The sequence below is a fragment of the Arthrobacter sp. 01T414 genome (assembly GCF_056398965.1).
Genome location: NZ_JBFTQK010000001.1, coordinates 1,074,684 through 1,101,381 on the forward strand (window position 1 = coordinate 1,074,684; position 26,698 = coordinate 1,101,381).

Sequence of the window (26,698 nt, forward strand, 5' to 3'; positions counted from 1 at the left end):
ATGCAGCCGAAAGTCGCCGTCGCGGCCGTCACCTTCGACCGGCACGAGGAACTCGCCCTCCTGCTCAAAGGCCTGGCTGGGCAGACCGCCCCGATCCACTCGATCGCCCTCGTGGACTCCGGGACGGTACCGGCCACCGACGTCGTCGCCGCCGGGGGAGCGAACATCAACTACCTGCGCTCGGAAGCGAACCTCGGCGGAGCCGGCGGCTTTGCCTACGCGATTCTGGCCGCCATGGCCAGCGGCGCCGAGTGGATCTGGATGATGGACGACGACGGCCACCCCGAGGACGCCAGCTGCCTGGCCGAACTGCTCAAGACGGCCGAGGAACACCAGCTCGACATCGTCAGCCCGCTTGTCGCCGCCACCGCCGACCCGAACCGGCTGTCGTTCAACTTCAGGATCAACGGCCTCCTGACCAACGACCGCTCGAAGCTGGCACCGATGGGCTACCTCCCGGACATGGTGCACTTCTTCAACGGGGCCCTGATCCGCACCGAGGTCTTCTACAAGATCGGCATTCCGGACGTGAAGTTCTTCATCCGCGGCGACGAGGTCGACTTCCTCTCCCGGGTCAAGAAAGCCGGCCTGAAGTACGGCACGCTGGCAACCGTCGCCGTGCAGCACCCCGCCACCTGGACCGAAATGAAGCCCGTGTTTGGCGGCTTCATCACGCCGGTCATTCCCGAGGGCGAGTTCAAGCGCTACTGCTACTTCCGCAACCGGGGCTACCTGACGCGGAAATACCGGAACCTGCGCTGGTTCGGAGCGGACATGGTCGGTTTCCCTTACTACTTCCTGAAAAACGGGGACCTGAAAGGGCTGGCGCACTGGTTCGGTGCCTACGCCACCGGCTTCCGCGGCAAGGGCTTCGGCTCGCCCGCGCAACTGATGTCCACCCGCAGCTAGGCCGCCGTGGAGAACCTCTACGCCGTCGTCGTCACGTACAACCGGGCCGACTTCCTGCAGAACCTGCTGGACTCCTTTGCCCGACTCAGCACCCGGCCGGCGCGGATCATCGTCGTGGACAATGCCAGCACCGACCACACGGCCGAGGTGGTCTCCCGGGCCAGTGCCGCGGACGGGCCGCCGATCCGTTACGAACGGCTGGCCGAAAACGTCGGCGGCGCCGGCGGCTTCTCCCGCGGGGTAGAACTGGCGCTGGAGTCCGGCGCCGAATGGCTTTGGCTGATGGACGACGACGTCGAGGTCCTCCCCGGTGCGGTGGAGGCCCTGGAGAAGTTCACACCCGAGTACTCCTGCCTGATCGGCCGCCGCTACGATGCCAACGGCAAACCCTTCTTTTGGCAGCACCACTTCGTCGAGGCGCTCGGCGTCTTCTTCCCGGTCTCGCGCGATGTCTTCAAACATTCGGAGGTCTTCCGCACCAACGTCGGAAACTTCGAGGGCATGCTGCTCAAGGCCTCGGTGGCCAGGAACATCGGACTGCCGGACCCGCGCTTCTTCATCACCTGGGACGACCTCGTTTACGGCTGGCTCGCCGCGCAGTTGACCCCGGTGGTCTACGTCAACGCCTTCGTCATCAAGAAGGTCCGCGCGCAACGCCAAGTGGACCTGGGCCTGCGCCACCTCAATGACTCGTCCGATCTGAGCCGCCGCTACGTGATGCGCAACCGCGGGCACGTCGCCCAGTACCTGCGGGCACACGGAAAGTTCAACCGGGCCGGCTTCGGCGCTGGGACTGCACTGACTTTCCTGAAGGAAATTGTCCGCCTGGTGCTCGTGGAACGGACACTCAAGGGCAGCGACGCGCTCTGGCAGGGATGGCGGGAATCACGGGCGATTCTCGCCGACAAGGGCTGGAAACCGATGCCCCCGCTGGCCCCTGCCGGCTCCACGGACCCCGGCAGCGGAGCCGAAAGAGATTAGTATCGTTTTAGGCTCCGCCGCTGTCCGACAGTTTTGCGGCGGGGTGTTTCTTGAAACAGGCGCCTGGCCGCCGTGGTAGTGGAAGTCGGTTGCAACCTCTCTTGAGTACGAAATCTGAAGCGCGCGGAACTGCCGCAGCACGGGAAGAGAAGCCCGCCCTCTGGATCTGGATCCAGCTGTTCCTGGACTCGATGTCCTGGATCGTGGCGGTCGTGCTGGCGTTGCTGCTGCGCTACGAGATGGGCATCCGTGCCGAACAGTTCCTTGGCGCCTTCTTCATTGCTGCCCTCGCCGTCATCGCGCAGATCGTCGCCGGCTATGCCCTGGCCCTGTACCGTGGCCGGTACCCGTTCGGAAGCTTCCAGGAGGCGAGGGCGCTCGTCTTCGTCACCGTGATTGTGGCCGCTACGATCACCGGAACCCTGCTGGTGCTCTACGGCGCCATCAACATTGGCCGCAGCGTGGGCCTCATTGCCTTCCCCTTCGCCTGCCTCTTCATGGGCGCCGCGCGCTACGCGAAGCGGCTCTACGTCGAGGGCAAGACCCGGCCCGGCGACGAAGCGCAAAACACCCTGATCTACGGCGCGGGATTCCTCGGCAACTCGCTGCTCACCCGGATGCTGCAGGACCCGGAATCCCCGTACTTCCCTGTCGGCCTGATCGATGATGATCCGGCCAAGAAGCACCTGCGCCTCTCCGGGGTCCAGGTCCTCGGCAGGGGAGAGGACCTCCCGTCTGTCATCCGCAGGACCCGCGCGAAGGTGCTCGTCCTGGCCTTCGCCAATGTGGAGGCCGCCGTCGTCCGCCGCATTTCGGACGCCGTGGCCGGCATGAACATCCGGGTGCTCGTGCTGCCCCCGCTGCGCGACATGCTCGGGGGCGGCGCCCCCGACGGATTCTCGGACTTCCGCGACGTGGCGGTCGAAGACCTGATCGGCCGCCGGCCGGTCGACATCAAAGTCGACGAAATCGCCGGATACATCAAGGGCAAGCGCGTGTTGGTGACCGGCGCGGGCGGGTCCATCGGCTCTGAACTCTGCCGCCAGATCGTCCAGTTCGCCCCGGCGGAGCTGATCATGCTGGACCATGACGAAACCGGGCTACAGCAGACCCAGATCTCCATCACCGGCCGGGGCCTGCTGGCGGGCCGGGACACGGTGCTGGCCAATATCCGCGACGGCGAAGCCCTGCAGGACATCTTCGCCGACCGCCGTCCCGAAGTGGTGTTCCACGCCGCCGCGCTGAAGCACGCGCCGCTGCTGCAGCAGTATCCCGTCGAGGCCTGGAAGACCAACGTCTGCGGCACGCTGAACGTGCTGCGCGCCGCCCGGGACGCGAACGTCTCACACTTTGTGAACATCTCCACCGACAAGGCAGCCAACCCCACCACCGCGCTGGGCCACTCCAAGCGCGTCGCTGAGAAGCTGACCGCCTGGATGGCCGGCCAGACCGGCCGCAAGTTCGTCTCCGTCCGCTTCGGCAACGTGATGGGCAGCCGCGGCTCCATGCTCCCGCTCTTCACCGAGCAGATCCGCGTCGGGGGACCGGTAACCGTCACCGATCCCGAGGTCACCCGCTTCTTCATGACGATTCCCGAAGCCTGCCAGCTGGTGATCCAGGCCGGCGCTATCGGTTCGGGCGGCGACGTCATGATCCTGGACATGGGCGAGCCCGTGAAGATCCTCGACGTTGCCCAGCGGATGATCGCCATGTCCGGCAAGAAGGTCGAGATCATCTACACCGGCCTGCGGCCCGGGGAAAAGCTGCATGAGGAGCTGGTCGGCACCGGCGAACTGGACCAGCGTCCCCTGCACCCGAAGATTTCGCACACCAAGGCCACCGAGCAGGATCCGGAAAAACTGGACCTCAACGTCTGGCTGGCCCGCTGCGAGGCCGAGCAGGGCCTCAACATCGGGGACATTCCCGACGACGAGGCCGATGAAGCGGGCTCGATCAGGGTGGCATCGTGACGCCGCTGGTGGTACTTGCCGGCGTCACCCTGCTCGCCAGCCTGCTGCTTCCCTTCGCGGTGAAGCCGTGGCTGGTCCGGATGGGCGTCGTCGACATCCCCTCCGCCCGCTCTTCCCACCACAAGGCGACCATCCGCGGGATGGGGATGGCGGCCGCCCTGGCCACCGCCGTCGGCTACCTGGCCGCGCTGCTCCTGGACCTCGTTACCGTGGATCGTTCGGTTTTCGCCGTCGTGCTGGCGATCATCGCGGCGAGCGTTGTCGTGGGCTGGACCGAGGACCTGCGCGGACTGTCCATCGGGGCACGCGCTGGCGCCCAACTCGGCATCGGTGCCGCCGGCTCCGCAGCGCTGATCGTCCTGACGGCCCAGTCGTTCTGGTGGCTGCCGCTGGCGGCTGTCGCCATCGCGGCCTACGTCAACATCGCCAACTTCATGGACGGAATCAACGGCATCTCCGGCCTGCACGGCGTCACCGCCGGCGTTGCGTACGCGCTGGCAGGCGTGCTGGCCGGACAGCCCTGGTTGACCGCCGGCGGTACGGTTCTGGCCATGGCCTTCCTCGGCTTCCTGCCGTGGAACCTCGGCCGCGGCTCGGTCTTCCTGGGCGACGTCGGCAGCTATCTCCTTGGTGCCTCGATCGCTGCCCTCGCCGTGGCGGGCTTCCTGAGCGGTGTCTACGTCGAATACGTCCTCTCACCAATCCTCGTTTACGCAGCGGACACCGGCTACACCCTGCTGCGCCGGATCAAGGCGGGGGAGCGCTGGTACGCATCCCACCGCGCGCACGTATACCAGCGGCTCACCGACGTCGGTTTCTCACACCTGCAGTCTGCCTCTGTGGTCACCGCGTGCACCGCCGCCGTCATCGTCCTTGGTTTCGTCGCAGCCACCGCGCCGCTGCCCGTCGTCGCCCTCTGCGTGGCCGGCAGCCTGCTGGTGCTCGGACTGTATCTCGCGTCGCCGGACCTTATCCGTAAGTTCCGGCACCGTCCCAAGGTCACCCGCATCCCGGTGGCCTAGCCCTGTTCTATCTCGTGTAGAATTCAGGGGCGGCCTTTCGCCGCGTTCCTGCCCTTACCAAAATGCAACGATTGGGTTCCCATGCGCTCCAACGCCGAGTCCGGACGCACGTCCGGCAGCGGCCCCGTTGGCGGATCCGGTCCCACCAGGTCGCTCTGGCTGAAGCTGCTGGCCCTCAGCTCCGCGGCAGCCGGCGCAGCCCTGCTGCTCACGGCGGTCCTCGCTTTCGTCTTCAACGGCGGCTTCGGTGCACTCTCAAGCCTCTTCGGCGGAACCCTGGTGATGGCGTTCTTCGCGATCAGCCTGGCGATCGGGCATTTTGTCGGCCGTAACAACCCCTCCGGAGCGATTGGCATGTTTGTTGCCACCTACTTCGTGAAGGTCGTCGGTTTCGCCGTGGTGCTGTTTGTCCTCGGGGCGCCGGCCTGGCTGCATGAACGCTGGTTCCTGATCGGCGCCGTCGTCGGCGTCCTGGCGTGGCAGACGGCGGAGATCATCGGGTTCAGCAAGGCCCGGCTGCAAATTTACAACGACCCTGAATCCGCGGAAGGCGGTCCCAATGCCTAGCCGAAAAGCCGACGGCAAGGACCCCAGGAAGCACTCACCCAAGTCGCACGCCACTGGCGGTGCCCCCGGTGTATCGCAGGACGGCAACGACGGCGGATACAACGCCGGAATAGCAGTCTTTAGCTACATTGTTGGCGGAATCATCGTCTGGAGTTTGATAGGGTGGGGTCTGGATAATCTGTGGGGAACCCGCTGGATTGTGCTCGCAGGCGCCCTGCTTGGAGCTGCGGGAGGGTTCTATCTTTCTCATATGCACGGCCTCACCAGTCACCGGAATTCGGCTGGCGAAGACGGCGCTGCAGGTGGCCCGTCCAAGGACGCGGAACAGTAATGCCAAAAAATTTCACAGGGGGAATTGCTGACAGAAATGTCGCCGCTCCCCGCCCAACGCCCAATGATGGACACTGCAGAGAGGAAACGCGTTGATCGCGCTTGCGCTCCCGGCCCAAGATTCAGGAGAGTTCACTCCTCCTGGAATTGAACAAATGCACCTGCCGGCTATCCTGCCCTGGGGTGCGGCCGAAGGATTCTCCAAGCAGATGCTGCTGGTGATCCTCTCGGTCGTCATTATCGCCACATTCTTTGTGATCGCTGCGCGTAAGCAGCAGCTCGTTCCCGGCAAGCTGCAGTTCGCAGGCGAGGCAGCCTACGGCTTCGTCCGCAACGGCATCGCCAAGGACATCATCGGTGGCAAAGACTTCATCAAGTACGTCCCGCTGCTGTTCAGCCTGTTCTTCTTCATCCTGGTGAACAACATCTACGGCGCCATCCCCGTGATCCAGCTCCCGAGCTTCTCGCACGTCGGCGGCGCCTACGTGCTCGCAGCAATCGTGTACGTCACCTGGATCGCCATCGGCATCAAGAAGAACGGCCTGAAGTACTTCAAGCTGGCCACCGTGCCGAGCGGCGTGCCCGTCTACATCCTTCCGATCGTCATCCCGATCGAGATCATCTCCAACTTCCTGGTCCGGCCGGTTACGCACAGCCTCCGTCTGTTCGCCACCATGCTGGCCGGCCACCTGATCGTGATGATCGCCGGTTCCGGCATCGAGTTCCTCGTCATGCAGGAGAACGTCCTGCTGAAGGGCGCCTCGGTCCTGGTCCTGGCCGGTTCGCTGGCGATGTACATGCTGGAGGCGCTGATCATGGCGCTGCAGGCTTACGTCTTCACGCTGCTGACCGCGATCTACATCGAAGGCGCACTGCACGCCGACAGCCACTAAGGCACCCTCAAACTTCCCCTCGCGGGGATGAAGCAACCCAAACAACCTGCCACACGGGTGGCATCTTGAAAGGAAGAAAAATGGAAGGCTCCATCAACGGCTCCCTCAACCTCATCGGCTACGGCCTCTCCGCCATCGGCGGTGGTATCGGTGTGGGTCTCGTGTTCGCTGCTTACATCAACGGTGTGGCACGTCAGCCGGAAGCACAGCGCGTCCTGCAGCCGATCGCATTCCTCGGCCTTGCGCTGACTGAAGCCCTCGCCATCCTCGGCCTGGTCTTCGCATTCGTTCTCAAGTAAACCTTCAGAACCCAGCGAACATCCAGAACCGAGTAGATAAGGACGGGTGAAATATGAAGCAGCTGATCATCTCAGCCGCCACCGAGGGTGATACCAACCCCCTCGTTCCCAACATCTGGGAAATGTTTGTCGTCCTCGTGGGCTTTGCTGTCCTCCTGTTCATCGTGACGAAGTACGTCGTCCCGATGTTCGAGAAGAATTTCGCAGAGCGCGCCGAGGCGATTGAAGGCGGCATCGCCAAGGCCGAAAAGGCGCAGGCAGAGGCTTCTGCAGCACTCGAAGAGTACAAGCAGCAGCTCACTGACGCCCGCACCGAGGCCAACCGCATCCGCGAGGAAGCCCGTGCCGAAGGCGCCCAGATCCTGGCGGATCTGAAGGAGAAGGCAGCTGCTGAGTCTGCCCGCATCACCGCCCAGGCACACGCGCAGATCGAATCCGAGCGCCAGGCGGCCGTCGTGTCGCTCCGCGCCGAGGTCGGCACGCTGGCTACCACGCTGGCAGGCCGCATCGTTGGCGAAGCGCTTAGCGATGATGCGCGTTCGGCCCGTGTGGTTGACCGCTTCCTGGCAGATCTGGAGAACCAGAACGCAGGTGCAGCTAAGTAATGGCAGGTGTATCGAGCGAATCGCTGACCGCGGCACTCGTCGCGTTGGAAGCCAAGCTTCCCAACGCGTCGCTGCAGTTGGCTAAGGAACTCTTCGGAATCCTGGGAACGGTGGACAGCTCGGCTGGCTTGCGCCGTGCCCTGACTGATCCGTCCCGCAGCGGTGACGAAAAGTCGGCGCTGGTCAAGCAGCTCTTCAGCGGGAAAGTCTCCGCTGATGCTGTTGAGATCGCCAGCGGGCTGGCCAGCTCACGCTGGGCGTCGGCTCGTGACATCGGCGATGCACTCGAGACTCTTGCCGCTTCGGTGGTAATTGCCGTTGCTGAAAACAAGTCGGCCGTCTCTGCCTCGGGTATCGGCGGACTGGAAGCGTTGGAGAACGACCTGTTCTCCTTCAACCAGGCCGTCGATTCCAGCCACGAGGTTCAGCGTGCTCTGTCCGAGCCGCAGGCGAGCCAGGCTGCGAAGGTTGCCCTCGCCGAAAAGCTCGTTCCCCGCGCCAGCGAGGAAGCGAAAGTCCTTATCGGACAGGCAGTCTCGCAGCCCCGCGGCCTCAAGGTCACCAAGCTCGTCAGCCGTTTCGCCGAGCTTGCGGCCAAGCGCCAGCAGCGCTGGATTGCTACGGTCAGCGTCACCCGTCCGCTGACGGAGACCCAGGCCAGCCGTCTGCAGGCAGGGCTCAACGCCCTGTACGGCCGTGAGCTCAAGATCAACATGAACGTTGACCCGGCACTGATTGGTGGCCTGCGGATCCAGATCGGCGATGAAGTGGTCGACGCTTCGGTTCTTGCCCGCCTGGGCCAGCTCCAGCGTCAAATTGCCTAGTTAGCCGGACAAGCACAACTTACCGACAAGAAACCCCGGTCATCGTGAGCAACGATGATCACGAAAACAGGAGAGCAGGGACTGCAGATGGCCGAATTGACCATCAACGCCGACGACGTCCGTAATGCGTTGAACGAGTTCGCGGCGTCCTACGAACCCGGAAACGCAGAGCGCGTAGAGGTTGGCCGTGTAACGACCGCAGGTGACGGCATCGCCCGTGTTGAGGGCCTTCCCTCGGTCATGGCGAACGAGCTGCTTCGCTTCGAAGACGGCACGCTGGGCCTGGCCCAGAACCTCGACGTCCGCGAGATCGGTGTCATCGTCCTCGGTGACTTCACCGGCATCGAAGAGGGCCAGGAAGTCCACCGCACCGGACAGGTTCTGTCCGTTCCGGTTGGCGATGCCTTCCTCGGCCGCGTGGTTGACCCCCTGGGCCAGCCCATCGACGACCTTGGCGAGATCAAGGCCGAAACCACCCGTGCCCTGGAACTCCAGGCGCCCGGCGTGACCCAGCGTAAGTCGGTTCACGAACCGATGCAGACCGGCCTGAAGGCCATCGACGCCATGATTCCGATCGGCCGCGGCCAGCGTCAGCTGATCATTGGCGACCGTCAGACCGGCAAGTCGGCAATCGCCATCGACACGATCATCAACCAGAAGGCCAACTGGGCTTCCGGCGATGTGAACAAGCAGGTGCGCTGCATCTACGTGGCCATCGGCCAGAAGGCGTCCACCATCGCGGCCGTTCGCCAGACCCTCGAGGACAACGGCGCACTGGAATACACGACCATCGTGGCTTCCCCCGCGTCCGACCCCGCAGGCTTCAAGTACCTGGCACCGTACGCCGGCTCGGCCATCGGCCAGCACTGGATGTACGGCGGCAAGCACGTCCTCATCGTGTTCGATGACCTCTCCAAGCAGGCCGAGGCTTACCGTGCGGTGTCGCTGCTGCTGCGCCGCCCGCCGGGACGCGAAGCCTACCCGGGCGACGTCTTCTACTTGCACTCCCGTCTGCTGGAGCGTTGTGCCAAGCTCTCCGACGAGCTGGGTGCAGGTTCGATGACCGGTCTGCCGCTGATCGAGACGAAGGCGAACGACGTGTCCGCCTACATCCCGACCAACGTCATCTCCATCACCGATGGCCAGATCTTCCTGCAGTCGGACCTCTTCAACGCCAACCAGCGTCCCGCCGTCGATGTGGGTGTCTCCGTGTCCCGCGTTGGTGGTGCGGCCCAGGTGAAGTCGATGAAGAAGGTCTCCGGTACCTTGAAGCTGGAACTGGCCCAGTACCGCGACATGCAGGCATTCGCGATGTTCGCGTCTGACCTCGACGCGGCTTCCCGCCAGCAGCTGACCCGCGGCGCGCGCCTGATGGAACTGCTCAAGCAGGGCCAGTACGCGCCGTTCCCGGTCGAGGACCAGGTTGTCTCGATCTGGGCCGGCACCAACGGCTACCTCGACGACGTTCCGGTGGAAGACATCAACCGCTTCGAGACCGAATTCCTGGAGCACCTCAAGCACAAGTCCTCCATCCTGACGACGCTGGCACAGACCAACGTCATGGACGATGACACGGCAGAGGCGCTGAAGACCGCGATCGTGGACTTCAAGAAGGGCTTCTTCGGCGAGGGCGACAGCCTCTTGGTCGGTGCGGGGCACGAGGAGTACGCCCCGATCGACGAGGACGCAGTCGACCAGGAAAAAATCGTCAAGCAGAAGCGCTAGTTTCGCTGGTAGGGACTGCCGGGACCCTCGCGGGTTCCGGCAGTCCCGGCCACCGGGATCTTAGGAAAGGATAAGTATGGGAGCCCAGATCCGGGTCTACCGCCAGAAGATCAGCTCGACGACGTCGATGCGCAAGATCTTCAAGGCGATGGAACTGATCGCTACCTCGCGCATCGGCAAGGCCCGCGCACGCGTAGCGGCTTCACTGCCTTACGCAAACGCGATCACGCGTGCCGTTTCTGCCGTCGCAAGCCAGAGCGAAATCGACCACCCGCTGGTAACCGAGCCGGAGCAGATCCGCCGCGCCGCCGTCCTGGTCATCACCTCCGACCGCGGCCTTGCAGGGTCCTACTCGGCCACGGTGCTCAAGCAGGCCGAGGGCCTCACCGAGCTGCTCCACGAGGAAGGCAAGGAAGTCAAGACGTACGTCATGGGCCGCAAGGCACAGGCATACTTCGATTTCCGTAACCGCCCCTACGAGCGGGTGTGGACCGGTAACACGGACGCACCGCAGTTCGAGACGGCGCGGGAAGTCGGCGAAGCACTGCTGGCAGACTTCGCGACGGCCTACGAAGAGGGCGGCGTCGACGAGATCCACGTCGTTTACACCCGCTTCAAGTCCATGGTGACGCAGGAGCCGACGGTTATCCGCCTGCTCCCGCTTGAGGTCGTCGAAGAGCAGGCCGCCTCCGAGTCGGAGCTCCTGCCGCTTTACGAATTCGAGCCGGAGGCGGAGCAGGTTCTCGATGCCCTGCTGCCGCGCTACATCGAGTCACGTATCTTCGCCGCAATGTTGCAGGCCGCAGCTTCCGAGCTCGCAGCCCGCCAGCGGGCGATGAAGTCCGCCGGCGACAACGCTACGGAGCTCATCAAGAAGTACACGCGTCTGCGCAACACTGCCCGCCAGGCTGAGATTACGCAGGAGCTTTCCGAAATCGTGGCAGGCGCCGACGCGTTGAACGCGTCCTAGCCCGTCCGGTACGGACCCAGCTTTACCTGCACCAAAGAACAAACTTAACCGCCCACGCCATCTACTGAGTGAAGTGAGAGAGATGACTGCCACTGCTACCGAACACGTAGCCGCAACGTCCGGTGCCACCGGCCGTATTGCACGTGTTATTGGCCCGGTTGTCGACGTCGAATTCCCGGCTGACGCAATCCCCTCGATTTACAACGCACTCACCACGGAGATTACTCTCAACGGTGAGACCAAGACCATCACCTTCGAAGTTGCGCTGCACCTTGGCGACAACCTCATCCGCGCCATCTCGCTGCAGGCGACCGACGGCCTGGTCCGCGGCACCAACGTGGTTGACACCGGTGCCCCGATCTCCGTCCCCGTCGGCGACGGAGTCAAGGGCCACATCTTCAACGTTCTGGGCCAGCCCCTGGACGTGACCGAGTCCGAGCTGGAGATCAGCGAACGCTGGCCGATCCACCGCAAGGCACCCGCCTTCGCGACCCTCGAAGGCTCCACCGAGATGCTGGAGACCGGCATCAAGGTGATCGACCTCCTCACCCCGTACATCAAGGGTGGCAAGATCGGCCTCTTCGGCGGCGCAGGCGTCGGCAAGACGGTGCTGATCCAGGAAATGATCACCCGTGTTGCCCGCAACTTCGGCGGTACCTCGGTGTTCGCCGGTGTCGGCGAGCGTACCCGTGAAGGTAACGACCTCTGGGTTGAAATGGAAGAGGCCGGCGTCCTCAAGGACACCGCCCTTGTGTTCGGCCAGATGGACGAGCCGCCGGGAACGCGTCTGCGCGTGGCCCTGTCCGCGCTGACCATGGCGGAGTACTTCCGCGATGTGCAGAACCAGGACGTGCTGCTCTTCATCGACAACATCTTCCGCTTCACCCAGGCAGGTTCCGAGGTTTCCACCCTCCTCGGCCGCATGCCTTCCGCCGTGGGCTACCAGCCCAACCTGGCTGACGAGATGGGCCTGCTCCAGGAGCGCATCACGTCCACCAAGGGCCACTCCATCACCTCGATGCAGGCCATCTACGTTCCCGCAGATGACTACACCGACCCGGCTCCGGCCACGACCTTCGCACACCTCGACGCGACCACGGAACTTTCCCGTGAAATCGCTTCCCGTGGTCTGTACCCGGCCGTTGACCCGCTGACGTCGACCTCGCGCATCCTGGATCCGCAGTACATCGGTCACGACCACTACAACACGGCCGTGCGCGTGAAGYAGATCCTGCAGAAGAACAAGGAACTCCAGGACATCATCGCCATCCTTGGTGTCGATGAGCTCTCCGAAGAGGACAAGATCGTCGTGTCGCGTGCACGCCGTATCCAGCAGTTCCTCTCGCAGAACACCTACACGGCAAAGCAGTTCACCGGCGTCGAAGGCTCCACCGTGTCCATCAAGGACACCGTTGAAGGCTTCACCGCGATCTGCGACGGCGACCTCGACCACATCGCAGAGCAGGCGTTCTTCAACGTCGGCGGCCTGGACGATGTCGAGCGCCAGTGGGCCAAGATCCAGGAACAGACCAAGTAATATGGCTGAGCTTGAGGTTGAGATTGTCGCAGCGGACCACTTCGTGTGGTCCGGAGCGGCCAAGATGGTCAAGGCCCGCACCAGCGATGGTGAAATCGGAATCCTGCCCGGCCACTCGCCCCTGCTGGCGATTCTGGCCGAAGGTGAGCTGGCGATCGAGCCGGTGTCCGGTGACCGCATTGCTGTAGTTGTCGACGGCGGATTCTTCTCCGTCGACAACAACCGGGTCGTCATTGTTGCTGACAACGCCCAAATGGGTGACGCGGCTACTGCGGGGATCCGCTAGCCCGACCTTGATGAACGTTACTGGTTTTCCGTTCATCGTCCTGGCAACCGTGTTTGCGTTGCTGGTCTTTGCACTGTGCCTTTCCGGGGTGCGCCGCTTCAATCTGCGGCGCGCCCTGGGCACGGTGGACGCCTCCATCTGCGTGGCTGGAAACAGCTGGCAGATGGGGGTTTGTCGTTATCAGGACAACGACCTGGAGTGGTTCCGGCTTGCCTCGCTGAGCGTGCGGCCGAAATACACCTTCCGACGCAGCTCCCTTGAGCTGCTGGGGCGCCGCGAGCCCACCGAATCCGAACTCGTCAAGGTGCAGCCGGAGACAGTGATCGTCGAACTCCGCTATGAGGGCCAAGACGTCCTGCTGGCGATGAGGTTCGACGCCTACACAGGCCTCTCCTCGTGGCTTGAGGCCGGCCCGGTCATCGGTGTCGGCACCTGGCGCTAGTCCCGGTGGGTTTCGCCGAAGGCATCCGGATCGACGACGGTCCGGTTCTCTGGGCCGTGTGCGCCATCGGCCTCGTTGGGGCGGTCTACCTGCTGTGGCCGCGCAGCCGGAAAAGCACCCCTGCGCGCCGGACCGCGGCCGCTGCCCTTGCCTCCGTGGGGCTCGCCGCTGCGCTGGTCCTCGGCGTCCACTGGATCCTTGTCTACGGGGTCTTCGCCTTCCCTGACCTGCTCCCGCCCGAGGTTCTCGCCTGGTCCATCCCTCCCGTCGCTGCGCTGTTGCTGGCAGTCCGCAGTTGGATCGTGGGGCGGGGCCGCCCACGGCCCGCACGCCGCTGGACCACGACGGCGGCCGCAGCCGTTGCATTCACCGGCGTCCTGGCGCTGTCCGCGGTCCAGATCAACGCCTACTTCGGGCTAAGCCACACCGTCGGCGACCTGACCGGGTCAGCCGTCGCCCGGATCCCAAGCCTCAAAGACCCACTCAAGCGCCAGCCGGGGGAGCCCGATCCCGTCAGCCTGGCCCGGTGGACGCAGCCGGGAGCCCTGCCAGCGGCGGGCCTGATCCGCAAAGCGTCGATCCCCGGCACCGTGTCCGGCTTCCGCAGCCGCGACGCCTATATCTACCTGCCACCTGCCTACCAGGCCACGCCTCGGCCGGCACTGCCCGTGCTCGTGCTCTTCTCTGGCCAGCCCGGCAATCCCTCCGACTGGTTGACCGGCGGCGCCCTGCAGAGCCGGATGGACCGCTTCGCGGCAGCCCACGGCGGCGCGGCCCCGGTGGTGGTGGTGGTTGATCCCAACGGCACTCCCGACGGCAATACCCTGTGCATGGACACCCGCATTGCGCGGGCCGATACCTTCCTGGCCCGGGATGTCCCTGCCTGGATCCACAGGACCCTTGACGTGGATCCTGATCCGCGGAAGTGGGCAGCCGGAGGGTTCTCCTTCGGTGCCACGTGCGCCGTCCAAATGGCGACCCGGCATCCCGGTGTTTTCAGCGCGGCGCTGGCCTTCTCGAGTGAGCAGGAGCCGGCCCTGGCCAAGGTCCGGCGCAAGACCGTCGAGGCCTCGTTCGGCGGCGACACCGCGGCCTTCGACAGGCAGACGCCACTCCAGCTCATGCAGCAGCGCCGCTTCGACGGCAACGCCATCTATTTTGCAGCCGGGGAGCGTGACGCCCAGTTCACCAAGAACATGGACGTCCTGTCCGTCGCCGCGCGTTCCGCCGGGTTCTCCGTCGCGACGCACGTCGTCCCCGGCGCCGGCCATTCCTGGGCGGTCGCAGCCCGGGGCCTCTCTGCCGGACTAGACTTCCTCGCTCCGCGGTGGGGGATGAAGAAGTGAGGAACCGACTTCGCCGCAACGGCATCCGCCGCCTCTGGCGGCAGCTGAAGAGGATTCCCTTCTCGCTGGCATTCCTCATCGCTTTCCTGGCGACCGGCGCGGCCACCGGCAGCTACCTGGCCGGCCCCCCGGACGCCCTGCTCGAGGCGGCCTCGGTAAGCGCGCCCGGCTTGCAGGGCGGACTGTGGTGGACCATGTTCAGCTCGCTGTTTTTCGCAACCAACCCGCTGGCCTATTTGGCGGCGTCGGTGATGGTCCTGGGGCTGATGGGCCTGGCCGAACGGCAGCTCGGCACGCTGCGCACGGCCGTGTTTTTCTTCGCCGGCCAGTTTGCCGCCGTCTCGCTGTTCCTGCTGGTCACCCAGCTCGCCCTCTTTGCCGGCGACGGCTGGCTCGGGCCTATGGCCGAGGTCCGGCTGATCGGCCCGTACGGTGCCATCCTCGCCGTCACGCTCGCGGCCTGCGCGCTCCTACCCGCCTTGTGGCAGCGGCGGCTGCGGACCGCCGTCGTGTCCGGGGCGCTGTTGCTGGTGCTCTACGTGGGGCACGCGGAGACCGTGGTGGGCCTGTCCGGCGCCCTGGCCGGACTCATGGCGGGCTGGTGGATCCAGGGAGACAAGGGCACGCTCCACCGCCACCGTTCCACCGGCAGGGAAACCCGCAACCTCCTGGCGCTGACCGTGGCGATTTTCGCCGTGGGCCCCATCATCACGGCCGCGGTGCGAAGCCCCACAGGGCCGCTGGCACTGCTGCGGGAGGTGGTGCTGAATCCGCTGCCCACCCTGAACCAGCTGGAGCAGAACTGCGGTGCCGCCGTCGACATCGCCTGCCTCAGCGCAGGGCGGGAGGGATACGCCGGGCCGCTGGGCCTGGCCCTGGCCGTGGTGCCGGTGGTGCTGCTGCTGATTTGCGCCGACGGGATGCGGCACGGACGCCGCCTCGCATTGCGCATCGCGGTCCTGGTACAGCTGGGCGTCACTGCCCTGGCGGCCGTGTACCTGGCGCTGTTTGCCCGGATTCCGCACTATCCCGGCCCGCCGCACACGCCCGTGATGGGTTCCGGCTTCGTCCACGTGCTGCCACTGGTGGCGGTGCCGCTGGGGTTGGCGCTGCTGCTGTTCGCCAACCGGCGCCTGTTCCGGGTGGAAACCACCCGGCGGGCCCGCCGTATCCTCGCGCTGACGGTGGCGGGAACCTTCCTGGTGCTGGCCGGCAGTTATGCCGCGGCATGGTTTGCCTCCGGTGGCCTGGAGCGCGACGGCGGCTGGCTGGGCCTTGCCGCCGAGCTCGCCCGGCAGTACCTGCCCTTGCCTATTCCCGGTATCTACAACCGCGTCTTCGAGAACCGCAACGCGGCAGAGGCGGTCCTGTTCGCCAGCTCCGGCATCATCTTTTGGGTCGTGGCGCTGGCCGGCGTCTGGCTGGTGCTGTTGCGCCGCCACCACGGCACGGACGCCGGAGCCGAAGACCGGGAAGTGGCCCGCCGCCTGATCCGGCAGGGCGGGGACTCGCTGTCCTGGATGGCCCTCTGGGAACCGAACACGTACTGGTTCGCCCCCGATGGCCGCGGGGGAGTGGGGTACCAGCAGCATGGCAACGTGGCGCTGACAGTGGCGGGACCTTTCGGCCCGGCCGCGAACCGCGAGGAGACCGCCGCCCTGTTCCTTTCCTATTGCACCGACCACGCCTTGATCCCGTGCTTTTATTCCTGCACGGACGAGCTGTGGCCCATGCTTCGGGGCCGCGGCTTCCGCCGGGTTGCCGTAGCACTTGAGACCCGGCTGGCGGTCCGCGAACTGGAGTTCAAAGGCAAGGAATGGCAGAACGTGCGAACGGCGCTGAACCGGGCGGCCAAGACCGGGGTCCGCGCCGTCTGGGGCCGCTACCGGGAATTCTCGCCCTCGTTGCGGGCGCAGCTGAGCGAGGTCTCCGAAGAATGGGCGGCCGGCAAGTCCGTACCGGAAATGGGATTCACGCTGGGCAGCCTCGACGAGCTCGAAGACGAGGAAGTGCTGTGCTGCCTTGCCGTCGACGCCGAGGACCGCGTGCACGGGGTCACCAGCTGGCTGCCGGTCTACGACGTCGGACAGCTGGTGAGCTGGACGCTGGATGTCATGCGCCGCCGCGGTGACGCCTTCCCCGGCGTCATGGAATTCCTGATCGCGTCCGCAGTGCTGGAACTGCGGGCCTCGGTGGAAGTAATTTCCCTCTCCGGCTCTCCGCTCGCCAAGGCGGAGCCGCGCACTACCGGCGATGACGCACCGCGCGAGAGCGAGGGGCTCGCCGGAATTCTGGACGTGGTGGGCCGGGCGCTGGAACCTGCATACGGATTCCGCTCCTTGGCCTCATTCAAATCGCGGTTCAAGCCGGATTACCGGACGCTCTACCTGTACTACCAGGATCCGCTGCAGCTTCCGGCGATGGGCCGCGCTTTGAGCCGCGCCTACCTTCCGGATCTTTCGGTCCGCCAGAGTGCGCGCCTGCTCCGGACGCTGGTGCGCTAATTCGCGGGCGATGGCCCTTATCGGCTTGCCGTAATGGGCATTTGTGCGGGCAAACAATGCGTTCAAATAGCCGGCCGCGGACAAAGAAAATGATCCCCGGCAATAATGCCGGGGATCATTCAATCAGCGGTACTGCCGGAAGCAGTCCTGCCGGGGAGACTAGACCAGCGTGACGCCGGTAGCCTGGGGGCCCTTGGCGCCCTGGCCGATCTCGAACTGAACGCGCTGGTTCTCGTCGAGGGTCTTGAAGCCGCCGGTCTGGATCTCGGAGTAGTGAACGAAGACATCGCCATCGGAGTCATCCGGGGTGATGAAGCCGAAGCCCTTTTCAGCGTTAAACCACTTGACGGTTCCCTGTGCCATTTAATTCTCCTCATTACGGATCTTGAAGAAGTCCGGCGCACTTTGCACCGGGCTTGGTCACTCTGCGAGAAGAACCTTGGCTTCCGCCCGGTTGGACCGGGCCTTGGCGGCGGGAGCTTCACGCTCGCAACATGTCTTGCGAGCATGAAAAACACCTACACAAAGACTGGTACAAGAATTTCACGCCGCCTGCGTCAGGTCAACGGGCCCGGCTCATAATTCCAGAAATTTTATGTAAAGAGTTCATGAACGAGATCCGGGCGGCGGAAATCGGACGGACCCCGGGCGGGGAGGCGAAAGGCGCATTAGGAAAGCGGCTCCAGCCATTCCCCGCGGCGCATTACCCGGTAAAGGGCCAGCCCCGAATTGACGACCACGGCGTCCGCGCGCAGCCCGCGGCGCAGCGAGCCGAGTTCCGCGCCGAGGCCGAGGACCGAGGCCGGGACCGCGGTGGCCGAGAGGACGGCGTCGGGCACCGGGACGCCGGCGGCCGCGGTGCGGCGCACGACGTCGAGCAGGGTGGCGGTGCCGCCGGCGAGGGCGCCGCCGGCGTCGAGGCGGGCGACACCGGCCGAAACAGTGACCGCCGAGCGGCCCAGGGTATATGCGCCGTCGGCCAGTCCGGCGGCCGCCATCGAGTCGGTCACCAGGGCGACGTTGCCGGCGCCGGCCAGCTGGAACACCGTGGCGACAACGGCCGGGTCCAGGTGCGTGCCGTCGGCGACCAGCTCGAGGACGGCTTCGCCGGAGGCGGCACTGCGCAGGCAGGCGGCCACGGGGCCCGGCGCCCGGTGGTGCAGCGGCGGCATGCCGTTGAAGAAGTGGGTCACCGTGGGGCGTCTGCCGCGGCCGGACGGCCCGGCCCGCAGCGCCTCGCCGGCCGAGTGCAGCGCCGCCGCAGCGGTCGCGTCGTCGCAGTCCGTGTGCCCCAGCGAGGGCACCACCGCGTGCCGGGCAAGGAGCCGGACAAGTTCGTCCGCCCCCGCAAGTTCAGGGGCGAAGCTCATCGAGGCGAGGGTGCCGCGTGCGGCCGCCACCAGCTCGGTGAGCAGTCCAGGGTCGGGATCGAGCAGGAAGGCGGCATCCTGCGCACCGCACCTCGCCGCGGCGAGGAACGGGCCCTCCAGATGGATGCCGGCCAGCAGGCCTTCCTCGACAAGGCCGGCGAGCAGCCCGATCCCGCGCAGCAGCGATTCCCGCGGGGCGGTGACCAGGCTGGCCAGCAGGGAGGTGGTCCCGGAACGGTGCAGGAAATCAATGGCACGCCGCGCTGGCGCTTCTTCACCGCCGGGGAAGTCGCCGCCGTAGGCGCCGTGGCAGTGCAGGTCCACCAGCCCGGGCAGGATCAGGGCGCCCGGCGGCAGCTGAAGCCTGGGTGCGTCGCGGAACCCTGCAGGCGCGGGGCTGAATCCGGCAGCCGGGCCGGCGTAGGCGATCCGTCCGGCCTCCACGGCCAAGACGGCATCCGGCTGTACGGCGCCGTCGCTGACCACGGTGCCATACAGGACGTGCCTGCCGGCCGGGTCGAGGTTCATGCTCAGAGTCTAGGGCGCGTCCGCGGTAAGGGACCTAGAAGAGCCGGGACTCGCTGTCGTCGACGCCGCGCATGGCGTCGTAGTCCAGGGTGACGCAATCGATGCCGCGGTCGTTCGCCAGCACCTTGGCCTGCGGCTTGATTTGCTGTGCGGCGAAGATGCCGCGCACTGGTGCCAGCAGCGGGTCGCGGTTCAGCAGCTCGAGGTAGCGGGTGAGCTGCTCGACGCCGTCGATGTCACCGCGGCGCTTGAGTTCGATTGCCACGGTGGCGCCGTTGGCGTCGCGGGCCAGAATGTCCACCGGGCCGATCGCGGTGAAGTATTCGCGGCGGATCAGCGAAAAGCCGGCGCCGAGGGTCTCGATCTGCTCCGCGAGCAGCCGCTGCAGGTCTGCCTCGACCCCGTCCTTGATCAGTCCGGGGTCCTGGCCTAGTTCGTGCGAGGTGTCATGCAGCTGTTCGTGGATGTTGATGATGAGCCGGTCGTCGGTCTTCGCAGACTGCACGGTCCACTGCTCGATCACGCCGACTTCGACGTCGACTTCGTCCGGGGTTGAGACGCGCAGGCTCGCCGGGGGGCTCATCCAGTTCAGCGGCTTGTAGGAACCGCCGTCCGAGTGGACCAGGACCGAACCGTCGGCCTTGACCAGCAGGAGCCGGGTGGCGAGCGGGAGATGGGCTTTGAGCCGGCCGACATAATCAACGGAGCAACGGGCTATCACTAAACGCACCCGGACAACACTACCGCCTGCACCGCTGCTCCCGGGCGTCGCGGCCGCCTCATAGTGCCGGCGGAGTGCCGGCGGAGCATCCGGGCTGGGGCAGAATGGACTCATGCCCCGTTCCAACCGCCCCCGCCGAGCCGCATCCGGCAGAGGCGCTGCCGGTAAACATGCTGCCGGGCCCGCACCGGAACTGGACCTGGAGCGCGCCCGGACCGGGATCGCGCGGCGCGAGAGCGCCCCGGACGGCGAGTGGATGGTCCGCTCTATCTCCGCCAGCCGGGCAGGGAAGACGTACGTCTGCCCCGGATGCTTTACCGCCGTGCCGCCGGGCACCGCGCACCTCGTGGTCTGGTCCGAGGACCACATCTTCGGCGCAGCCGCGGGCCTGGCCGAGCGGCGGCACTGGCACTCCAACTGCTGGAGCTCGCGCAGCTACCGGTACCGCTGAGCGGTTTCGCTAAGCTGGAGGGCATGACTTTCGACCCGGCGTCCTACGTGTTCAGCCAGCCCTCAACGCCCACTGCGATCCGTGCCTCGACCGTGCTGCCGGCGCACCGCGAAAATGTGGAACTCCGCACCGCGGACGGGCACCGGTTGGTCGGCGAGTTGGCGCTTCCCGAGTCCGGCGAGATCAAGGCAACCCTCATCACGCTCCACCCGCTGCCGACCCATGGCGGCTTCATGGACTCGCACGTCTACCGCAAGGCGTCCTACCGCCTCCCGGCCCTCGCCGGCATCGCGGTGCTGCGGTTCAACACCCGCGGGACGTCCTCGCCGCGGGGAACCAGCCAGGGGTCCTTCGAGGAAGGCATCGGCGAACGGCTCGACGTGGAGGCTGCGGTGCACTTCGCCGTCGAGCGCGGACTGCCGAACCGCTGGCTGGTCGGCTGGTCCTTCGGTACCGAACTCGCGCTGATGTACGGCGCCGCCGAGCCCGTGGCCTCCGAGATCGAGGGCGCCATCCTGCTCTCGCCGCCGCTGCACCGCGCCACGGATGTCCACCTCAAGGAGTGGGCGGCCTTCGGCAAGCCGCTGAAGGTCCTGGTCCCGGAGCATGACGACTACCTGCAGCCTGCCGCCGCCGCCGAGCGCTTCGCCCTGGTGCCGCACGCGGACGTCGTGGGCGTCGACGGCGCCAAGCACCTGTGGGTGGGGGAGAAGTACGCCGGCCGGGTACTCAACGAGATCGTGGCCGAGGTGCTGCCAGACGGCGCTCCGGCTGCCCTGCCCGAGGAGTGGGACGGCCCGGTGGCCACCGCCCACGCCTGACTAGTGCTTGTCCTGGCGGACGATGAAGATTTCCTTGACCAGCAGCATGACCGCTGCGGCCGTGGGAATGGCGATCAGGGCGCCGAGCACGCCGAGCACGCTGCCGCCGGCGATGACCGAGATCACCGCGACCGCGCCGGGCACGGCGACGGCCTTCTGCATGATGCGCGGGGAGATGAAGTAGGCCTCGAACTGCAGGTAGGCGAAGTAGCAGATCGCGAAGACCACGGCGGTCTGCCAGCCGGCGGTGAGGGCGATCAAGGTCACCAGGACGCCGGCGATCATGCCGCCGACCAGGGGGATGAACGCCAGCAGGGCCACGACGAACGCGAGCAGCAGGGCGAACGGCACCCCCACGATCGACATCACGATGAAGGCAAAGGTGGCATTCAGCAGCGCCACGCAGACCTGGCCGATCACGTAGTTGCCGACCGAACCGGTGATCTCTTCGGACAGGGCCTCGACCCTGGCACGCCGGGACCGCGGGGCAAGCCGGTAGCCCCACTTCTTCATGGCCGGCATCGCGGAGAGGAAGTAGAGGCTGAGGACCAGGACGATCAGGGCGCCGAACAGGCCGTTTGCCACGGTGGAGCCGAAGCCCACGACGCCACCGAAGATGCCGCTCATGGCCTCGGGGTTGTTCACGAACTTCTCGAGTTCCTGGCTGATCCGGTCACGGACGCCGAACTGGCTGTCCACCGTGCGGAAGAAGTCGGAGTCGATGAAGTCCTGGATCCAGTGCGGAGCCTGCTGGACGACCTGCGTCACCTGCTGCACGATGGTCGGGATCAGGGTGGCGAAGAACCCCGTGACGGCCAGCGCCAGCACGGCGACGGAGACCAGGATGCCCGCGGGCCGCGGCACCTTCTTGCTTTCGAGCCAGCGCACCACGGGGTCCAGGCCAAGCGCAATGAACAGCGCGGTGACGATCCAGAGCAGCAACTGGGTGGTGTTGGAGCCGATCCAGTAGACCAGAAGAGCCGCGCCCACGCCCACCGTGCCCATGAAACCGACGTACAGCGGGTGCTGGGACGACATTCGCGGTCCGGGAGCGCCGAACTTTGCGGTGCTTTCACTCTCCGACGTTGCCGCTTCGTCCTCGTCGTGCTCGGGCGGCATCTCGAAACGCAGTCGCGGCTGGGCGCCGGGCAGCGGCTGCCGCAGCCGGCGCGCCATCGAAATCAGGAACCCCGCCGCGGCCGCCCGCGGCGTTGAGAGCTGCGTGGCCGGCTCGTGCGGCCCGCGTGGCTGGCTGCCGGATTCCTGGCTGGCGGGGTGTCCTGCGGCGGAGGTATCCGTGGGTTCAGTCACTGCGTCGAAGGCCCTTTTTGTCCGAAAATTCCCTGCAAAACCGCGGTTGCGGGCCGGGTGTGATGATCACCGCAAACACTATCAGCAGCCTTGCCAGCTGGCGGCCCAGCGGGGCCGGACGGGGCCGGGGAAGGGGTTGACAAGAGTGCCGATCTGACTCTCAGGTAACAAAACGGTTACTGTTAAAGCTACGTGTCCGCTGATGATAGGTAATACTTTGCGTTTCAAGACTGCAGTCGCACTTGTGCTGCTCGGCCTCCTGACACTGCTGGCCGGAATCGGCCAGAAGACGCTTTGGGCTCCGGCCGAGACCGTCACCGCCACCGCGCCCACGGGTGGCACCGCCGCCCCGCTGACCGTCTTCGACGAGAAGCTGCGTACTTTGCATGGCGGCACGGTGCAGATCCATGTCAAGGGGGAGGGCAACTTCATGCTCGCCGCCGGCCGGCCGGACGACGTCGATGCGTGGGTGGGCAAGACCGCCCACAACACCGTCTCCGGGGTCTCCGACGACGGCAAGTCCCTGCAGGTTGATCACGCCGACGGCGACGCAAAGGCGCCGTCCCCGGCAGGCTCGGACCTGTGGGTCACCACCGAGAACGCCAACGGCGACCTGGACTACTCCTGGACCGCTCCGGCGGACGGCGACTGGGCGCTGCTGCTCGCCTCGGACGGCACCAAGCCGGCCCCATCATCGATCACGATGACTTTCCCCAATGACACGTCCACCCCGTGGGCCGTTCCGTTGATGTTACTGGGCGGCCTGCTGGTCCTGGCCGGCGCTGCGTTGCTGCTGGTCAAGCCCGCCCGGAACCACTCCGACGACGGTCGTTCAGACGACGATCCAGCGGGCGGCTCCGGAGCCGCCCCGAAGGGCAGCCTGTTTGCGCGCCGCGCGCAGGCCAAGGCCCAGGCCAAGGCAGAGGCGAGGGCCGCTGCCCGCAGCACCGCCGGCGGTGCCCAGAATGCCGATCCGGCCCGGAACGGCAGTGTGGAACGCGTTGCCGCCCCCGCGGCTGTCCGCCGTCGCTCCGGCGCCGCGGTAGCGCTGCTGACCGCCGCCGCGGTTGCCGGCACCGGCGTTGCGGCGCAGGCCAGCCAGGCTCCCTCGCCGTCGCCTAGCGAATCCTCTTCCGCCGCCGGCCAGGCCGCCGACGCTCCGGTCCTGCTGGACGCGCAGTTCCGCCGCATCCTGGAGCAGGTGGCCAGCGCCGTCGACGCCGGGGACGCTGCCAAAGACGCGGCAAAGCTTTCGTCCCGCGTCGGGGCGAGCGAGCTCGAGGTGCGCAAGCAGAACTACAAGATCCGTTCCAAGGTGGGAAGCTACGAGCCCCGGATGCCGGTGCGCGCCACGAAGCTGCTCACCACCGTGGTCAGCAACAAGCGCAGCTGGCCGCGGTCCGTCATGGCTGTGACCCAGGGTGACGGCAACGTCGTTCCGCAGCTGCTGACCCTCGTGCAGTCCTCCCCGCGCGAGAACTACAAGCTGGTCGGGGCAACCCCGCTGCAGCCGGGGACCACCTTCCCCGGAATCAACCGCGGTGGCACCGAAACTCTGGCCGCCACGGACAAGTCCGGGCTGCTGTACAGCGGACAGGAAGCGCTGTCCGGGCTGGGGGACCGGCTGACCAAGGCCGACTCCACCTTCAAGGACAAGCTCGCCGAGGGAAAGTCCTCGCCGTACATCGCTGACACCCTGGCGTACCAGAAGGATGTGGTGAAGTCGGGTGCTAACGGCAAGTTCACCTTCAGCCACAAGCCTGTTCCCGAGGACACCGTGGTGTTCCGGACCGCCGACGGCGGCGCACTGGTCCTGGGCCGGCTGAACTTCGCCTTCGACGGCACGCCGAAGAACTCCGGGGACAAGCTGACGATCGGTAACGACGCAGCGGCGCTGGCTGGCGGCAAGGAGACCAGCACCGGCATGGTGCTGAACTTTGCCGAAGCTGTGGCCGTCTACATCCCGCCGACAGGTTCCAAGGACCCGATGAAGCTGGTGGCAGCCACCCGCGGCCTGGTCGGGGCCAAGATCAAGTAGCCTTCCGCAGGACACCGCCCGACTGACACCGGCCGGAACCACAAGCACCGCAACGACCGGGCCGCCATCGCGGCCCGGTCGTTGCTGCGTCGGGCGTAGTGGATAGAGTGGAGCTATGACTTCGCCAGCTTCCCGCCCGGTCCCTCCAGCTGCCGCCAACCCGCTGAACCTGCGGGGCGCCGTCGACCTCTCCTCGCTGAAACAGCGCCCGGCCCCGCCCGCGGCCGCCGGGGCCGGCCGGCCTCCGGCGCAGGAGGCCGGTGCTGCCGGCGCGGGCTCTGCAACACCAGGCGGCGCTCCCGCCGGTACGCCTCTGCGGGTTGACGTCACGGAAGCCAACTTCCAGGAGCTCGTGGACCTTTCCGCCCAGGTCCCGGTGGTGATCGCAATGTGGGCCAACTACTCGCCGGGATCCGCGCAGCTCGTGGACGTGCTGGAACAGATCGTCGAAAGCTACGGGGGCCGCCTGGTCATGGGCGCGGCCGACATCGAGGCTTTCCCCCAGCTTGCGCAGGCCTTCCAGGTGCAGGCCGTCCCGACCGCCGTCGCCGTGGTCAAAGGCCAGCCCGTGCCGCTGTTCCAGGGCGGCGCCGAGGAGCAGCAGGTGCGCAGCCTCTTCGACGAACTGCTGAAGGTGGCGGCCGCCAACGGCGTGACCGGCCGGATCGGCGCCGGCGGCCCCGGAGCGGCCGAGCCCGAGGCTCCGCCGCTCCCGCCCCTGCACCAGAAGGCGTTCGACGCCATCGAGGCAGGCGACTACGACGGCGCTGCTGCGGCCTACCGGCAGGCGTTGACCGAGATGCCCGCCGACGCCGAGGCCAAGGCCGGCCTCGCCCAGGTGGAGCTCATGGGTCGCCTGCAGGCATTGTCCGCCGCGGACACGGACGCCGTCCGCGCCCGTGCCGCCGAGGAGCCGGACAGCCTTGAGGCCCAGCTGGCCGTGGCCGACCTTGATATTGCCGGCGGCCACGTCGAGGACGGCCTCGGCCGTGTCGTGGCATTCATCGGCCGGAACTTCGGCCCGGAGCGCGAGAGTGCCCGGGTGCGCCTGCTGGAGCTGTTCGACGTGGTGGGAAGCTCCGATGACCGCGTCGCCAAGGCCCGGCAGAACCTCGCGCGGGTGCTGTTCTAGTGGGCTCGGCACTGTTCACCCCGCTGGAGCTGCGCTCGTTGCGGCTGGAGCACCGCGGCTGGGTCTCGCCGATGTGCCAGTACAGCTGCGAACCGGAGACCGGCGAGGGCGTTCCGAATGACTGGCACTTGATGCACCTCGGCTCCTTCGCCACCGGCGGCGCTGCGCTCATCCTCACCGAGGCGGCTGCCGTCAACGCGGCCGGGCGGATCAGCCCGCGGGACGCCGGCCTCTACAACGATGACCAGGCCGAGGCATGGCAGCGGATAGTCTCCTTTGTGCACCGGCACGGCTCTGCCAACGCCAAGATCGGCACCCAGCTCGCCCACGCCGGGCGCAAGGCATCCTCCTACTGGCCGTTCTCCGGCAAGAGCGGCACCGTTCCCGTCTCCGACGGCGGCTGGGACACGGTTGGCCCGGGCCCCGGCGCCTTTGACGGCTACGCGCCGCCGTCGGCCATGACCGAGCAGGAGATCGACGGCGTGATCGCCGACTTCGTTGCCGCGGCTGTCCGCGCGGTCGGTGCGGGATTCGACACGGTCGAGATCCATGGCGCCCATGGCTACCTGCTGCACCAGTTCCAAAGCCCGCTCGTAAATGACCGCACGGACCGCTGGGGCGGGGATGAGACCGGGCGCAACCGCTTGACCCTCGCGGTGGTCGACGCCGTCCGGGACGTCATCCCGGATTCCATGCCGCTGCTGCTGCGGATCTCCGCGTCGGACTGGGCCGAGGGCGGCATCGATGCCGAGGCCTCGGTGCGGCTGGCCCGCGCGGCCGGCGAACACGGGGTGGATCTCGTGGACGTCTCCAGCGGCGGTGCCGTGGCGCACCAGTCGATTCCGGTCGGGCCCGGCTACCAGACCGGATTCAGTGCCCGGATCCGCCGCGAGGCCGGCGTGCGGACCGGTACGGTGGGCCTGCTGACCTCCGCCGGACAGGCCGAACATGCGGTCGCCACGGGACAGGCCGACGGGGTGTTCATCGCCCGAGCCGCATTGCGGGACCCGCACTGGTGGCTGCGTGCCGCATTCGAACTGGGCCACGAGCTCGCCTGGCCGCCGCAGTATGAACGGGCTATCCCGCGGCACACGTTTTAGGCGGTCGCGGCGGTTA

The 26,698-nt window shown here is 66.5% G+C and carries 26 protein-coding genes; 22 read left to right on the top strand and 4 right to left on the bottom strand.

Annotated features, from left to right (window positions below; genetic code table 11):
* The 17 genes from AC1DK9_RS05005 to AC1DK9_RS05085 all read left to right on the top strand — a co-directional run bounded on the left by AC1DK9_RS05005 (position 1) and on the right by AC1DK9_RS05085 (position 17,210).
* A complete protein-coding gene (locus AC1DK9_RS05005) occupies positions 1-909 on the top strand; it encodes a glycosyltransferase (protein WP_476862640.1) in 909 nt (302 codons plus the stop codon).
* Between the two features lie 6 nt (positions 910-915).
* Positions 916-1,890 carry a glycosyltransferase gene (locus tag AC1DK9_RS05010; RefSeq protein WP_476862641.1) on the top strand — a complete coding sequence of 325 codons (975 nt, stop codon included), beginning with the start codon at positions 916-918 and terminating at the stop codon, positions 1,888-1,890.
* Positions 1,891-1,991: 101 nt separating this feature from the next.
* A complete protein-coding gene (locus AC1DK9_RS05015) occupies positions 1,992-3,860 on the top strand; it encodes a polysaccharide biosynthesis protein (RefSeq protein ID WP_476862642.1) in 1,869 nt (622 codons plus the stop codon).
* Positions 3,857-4,882, top strand: coding sequence for an MraY family glycosyltransferase (locus AC1DK9_RS05020; RefSeq protein WP_476915180.1), 1,026 nt, complete (start codon positions 3,857-3,859; stop codon positions 4,880-4,882). Before AC1DK9_RS05015 ends, AC1DK9_RS05020 begins: the two co-directional genes overlap by 4 nt.
* Before the next feature lie 81 nt (positions 4,883-4,963).
* Entirely contained in the window at positions 4,964-5,449 is a 486-nt protein-coding gene (locus tag AC1DK9_RS05025) for a hypothetical protein (RefSeq protein ID WP_476862644.1), read from the top strand.
* The gene (locus AC1DK9_RS05030; protein ID WP_476862645.1) at positions 5,442-5,780 is read left to right on the top strand and encodes a hypothetical protein; all 339 of its coding nucleotides are present in this window, start codon (positions 5,442-5,444) and stop codon (positions 5,778-5,780) included. The genes AC1DK9_RS05025 and AC1DK9_RS05030 overlap by 8 nt, the downstream gene beginning before the upstream one ends.
* Positions 5,781-5,871: 91 nt before the next feature.
* Positions 5,872-6,672 (top strand): F0F1 ATP synthase subunit A, encoded by an 801-nt coding sequence (gene atpB, locus AC1DK9_RS05035; protein ID WP_476862646.1) that lies wholly within the window; start codon positions 5,872-5,874, stop codon positions 6,670-6,672.
* 80 nt (positions 6,673-6,752) lie between these two features.
* Positions 6,753-6,971 carry an ATP synthase F0 subunit C gene (atpE, locus tag AC1DK9_RS05040; RefSeq protein WP_003804776.1) on the top strand — a complete coding sequence of 73 codons (219 nt, stop codon included), beginning with the start codon at positions 6,753-6,755 and terminating at the stop codon, positions 6,969-6,971.
* A gap of 53 nt (positions 6,972-7,024) precedes the next feature.
* Complete coding sequence (locus tag AC1DK9_RS05045; RefSeq protein WP_476862647.1) at positions 7,025-7,576, top strand: F0F1 ATP synthase subunit B; 552 nt, start codon at positions 7,025-7,027, stop codon at positions 7,574-7,576.
* Entirely contained in the window at positions 7,576-8,400 is an 825-nt protein-coding gene (locus AC1DK9_RS05050; protein ID WP_476862648.1) for a F0F1 ATP synthase subunit delta, read from the top strand. The genes AC1DK9_RS05045 and AC1DK9_RS05050 overlap by 1 nt, the downstream gene beginning before the upstream one ends.
* Positions 8,401-8,487: 87 nt before the next feature.
* Entirely contained in the window at positions 8,488-10,125 is a 1,638-nt protein-coding gene (gene atpA, locus AC1DK9_RS05055; RefSeq protein ID WP_476862930.1) for a F0F1 ATP synthase subunit alpha, read from the top strand.
* 76 nt (positions 10,126-10,201) lie between these two features.
* Positions 10,202-11,095: a F0F1 ATP synthase subunit gamma gene (locus tag AC1DK9_RS05060; protein ID WP_175322876.1), complete on the top strand. Its 894-nt coding sequence runs from the start codon at positions 10,202-10,204 to the stop codon at positions 11,093-11,095.
* 82 nt (positions 11,096-11,177) lie between these two features.
* Complete coding sequence (gene atpD, locus AC1DK9_RS05065; RefSeq protein ID WP_476915181.1) at positions 11,178-12,632, top strand: F0F1 ATP synthase subunit beta; 1,455 nt, start codon at positions 11,178-11,180, stop codon at positions 12,630-12,632.
* 1 nt (position 12,633) lies between these two features.
* Entirely contained in the window at positions 12,634-12,918 is a 285-nt protein-coding gene (locus tag AC1DK9_RS05070; protein ID WP_104172348.1) for a F0F1 ATP synthase subunit epsilon, read from the top strand.
* A 10-nt stretch (positions 12,919-12,928) separates the two neighbouring features.
* On the top strand, positions 12,929-13,360 hold the full coding sequence (locus AC1DK9_RS05075; RefSeq protein ID WP_476915182.1) for a DUF2550 domain-containing protein: 432 nt from the start codon (positions 12,929-12,931) through the stop codon (positions 13,358-13,360).
* A gap of 5 nt (positions 13,361-13,365) precedes the next feature.
* A complete protein-coding gene (locus AC1DK9_RS05080; RefSeq protein WP_476915183.1) occupies positions 13,366-14,706 on the top strand; it encodes an alpha/beta hydrolase in 1,341 nt (446 codons plus the stop codon).
* Complete coding sequence (locus AC1DK9_RS05085) at positions 14,703-17,210, top strand: bifunctional lysylphosphatidylglycerol flippase/synthetase MprF (RefSeq protein ID WP_476915184.1); 2,508 nt, start codon at positions 14,703-14,705, stop codon at positions 17,208-17,210. The genes AC1DK9_RS05080 and AC1DK9_RS05085 overlap by 4 nt, the downstream gene beginning before the upstream one ends.
* Positions 17,211-17,369: 159 nt before the next feature.
* Here AC1DK9_RS05085 and AC1DK9_RS05090 read toward each other — a convergent pair whose 3' ends face one another.
* From AC1DK9_RS05090 to nucS, 3 genes are all read right to left on the bottom strand, one after another.
* Positions 17,370-17,573 carry a cold-shock protein gene (locus AC1DK9_RS05090; protein ID WP_011692441.1) on the bottom strand — a complete coding sequence of 68 codons (204 nt, stop codon included), beginning with the start codon at positions 17,571-17,573 and terminating at the stop codon, positions 17,370-17,372.
* 305 nt (positions 17,574-17,878) lie between these two features.
* A complete protein-coding gene (locus AC1DK9_RS05095) occupies positions 17,879-19,108 on the bottom strand; it encodes an N-acetylglucosamine-6-phosphate deacetylase (RefSeq protein ID WP_476862653.1) in 1,230 nt (409 codons plus the stop codon).
* A gap of 34 nt (positions 19,109-19,142) precedes the next feature.
* A complete protein-coding gene (nucS, locus tag AC1DK9_RS05100) occupies positions 19,143-19,838 on the bottom strand; it encodes an endonuclease NucS (RefSeq protein ID WP_175322880.1) in 696 nt (231 codons plus the stop codon).
* A gap of 103 nt (positions 19,839-19,941) precedes the next feature.
* Here nucS and AC1DK9_RS05105 point away from each other — a divergent pair, with 103 nt between their 5' ends.
* Entirely contained in the window at positions 19,942-20,280 is a 339-nt protein-coding gene (locus tag AC1DK9_RS05105) for an ATP/GTP-binding protein (RefSeq protein ID WP_476862654.1), read from the top strand.
* A gap of 23 nt (positions 20,281-20,303) precedes the next feature.
* Positions 20,304-21,101: an alpha/beta hydrolase gene (locus AC1DK9_RS05110; RefSeq protein ID WP_476915185.1), complete on the top strand. Its 798-nt coding sequence runs from the start codon at positions 20,304-20,306 to the stop codon at positions 21,099-21,101.
* On the opposite strand, the gene AC1DK9_RS05115 is transcribed toward AC1DK9_RS05110, so the two are convergent.
* Positions 21,102-22,412: an AI-2E family transporter gene (locus AC1DK9_RS05115; RefSeq protein WP_476915186.1), complete on the bottom strand. Its 1,311-nt coding sequence runs from the start codon at positions 22,410-22,412 to the stop codon at positions 21,102-21,104.
* A gap of 202 nt (positions 22,413-22,614) precedes the next feature.
* Here AC1DK9_RS05115 and AC1DK9_RS05120 point away from each other — a divergent pair, with 202 nt between their 5' ends.
* From AC1DK9_RS05120 to AC1DK9_RS05130, 3 genes are all read left to right on the top strand, one after another.
* A complete protein-coding gene (locus AC1DK9_RS05120; RefSeq protein WP_476915187.1) occupies positions 22,615-24,450 on the top strand; it encodes a hypothetical protein in 1,836 nt (611 codons plus the stop codon).
* Positions 24,451-24,565: 115 nt separating this feature from the next.
* Positions 24,566-25,582: a co-chaperone YbbN gene (locus tag AC1DK9_RS05125; protein WP_476915188.1), complete on the top strand. Its 1,017-nt coding sequence runs from the start codon at positions 24,566-24,568 to the stop codon at positions 25,580-25,582.
* The gene (locus AC1DK9_RS05130) at positions 25,582-26,682 is read left to right on the top strand and encodes an NADH:flavin oxidoreductase/NADH oxidase (protein WP_476915189.1); all 1,101 of its coding nucleotides are present in this window, start codon (positions 25,582-25,584) and stop codon (positions 26,680-26,682) included. Before AC1DK9_RS05125 ends, AC1DK9_RS05130 begins: the two co-directional genes overlap by 1 nt.
* The last annotated feature ends 16 nt before the right edge of the window (positions 26,683-26,698 follow it).

What these genes read in the sequence shown, in the direction of transcription:
- AC1DK9_RS05005 (WP_476862640.1), top strand. Translation starts at nt 1, where the DNA reads ATGCAGCCGAAAGTCGCCGTCGCGGCCGTCACCTTCGACCGGCACGAG.
- AC1DK9_RS05025 (WP_476862644.1), top strand. Translation starts at nt 4,964, where the DNA reads ATGCGCTCCAACGCCGAGTCCGGACGCACGTCCGGCAGCGGCCCCGTT.
- AC1DK9_RS05030 (WP_476862645.1), top strand. Translation starts at nt 5,442, where the DNA reads ATGCCTAGCCGAAAAGCCGACGGCAAGGACCCCAGGAAGCACTCACCC.
- atpE (WP_003804776.1), top strand. Translation starts at nt 6,753, where the DNA reads ATGGAAGGCTCCATCAACGGCTCCCTCAACCTCATCGGCTACGGCCTC.
- AC1DK9_RS05045 (WP_476862647.1), top strand. Translation starts at nt 7,025, where the DNA reads ATGAAGCAGCTGATCATCTCAGCCGCCACCGAGGGTGATACCAACCCC.
- AC1DK9_RS05050 (WP_476862648.1), top strand. Translation starts at nt 7,576, where the DNA reads ATGGCAGGTGTATCGAGCGAATCGCTGACCGCGGCACTCGTCGCGTTG.
- atpA (WP_476862930.1), top strand. Translation starts at nt 8,488, where the DNA reads ATGGCCGAATTGACCATCAACGCCGACGACGTCCGTAATGCGTTGAAC.
- AC1DK9_RS05060 (WP_175322876.1), top strand. Translation starts at nt 10,202, where the DNA reads ATGGGAGCCCAGATCCGGGTCTACCGCCAGAAGATCAGCTCGACGACG.
- AC1DK9_RS05070 (WP_104172348.1), top strand. Translation starts at nt 12,634, where the DNA reads ATGGCTGAGCTTGAGGTTGAGATTGTCGCAGCGGACCACTTCGTGTGG.
- AC1DK9_RS05075 (WP_476915182.1), top strand. Translation starts at nt 12,929, where the DNA reads ATGAACGTTACTGGTTTTCCGTTCATCGTCCTGGCAACCGTGTTTGCG.
- AC1DK9_RS05090 (WP_011692441.1), bottom strand. Translation starts at nt 17,573, where the DNA reads ATGGCACAGGGAACCGTCAAGTGGTTTAACGCTGAAAAGGGCTTCGGC.
- AC1DK9_RS05095 (WP_476862653.1), bottom strand. Translation starts at nt 19,108, where the DNA reads ATGAACCTCGACCCGGCCGGCAGGCACGTCCTGTATGGCACCGTGGTC.
- AC1DK9_RS05105 (WP_476862654.1), top strand. Translation starts at nt 19,942, where the DNA reads ATGCCCCGTTCCAACCGCCCCCGCCGAGCCGCATCCGGCAGAGGCGCT.
- AC1DK9_RS05110 (WP_476915185.1), top strand. Translation starts at nt 20,304, where the DNA reads ATGACTTTCGACCCGGCGTCCTACGTGTTCAGCCAGCCCTCAACGCCC.
- AC1DK9_RS05120 (WP_476915187.1), top strand. Translation starts at nt 22,615, where the DNA reads ATGATAGGTAATACTTTGCGTTTCAAGACTGCAGTCGCACTTGTGCTG.
- AC1DK9_RS05125 (WP_476915188.1), top strand. Translation starts at nt 24,566, where the DNA reads ATGACTTCGCCAGCTTCCCGCCCGGTCCCTCCAGCTGCCGCCAACCCG.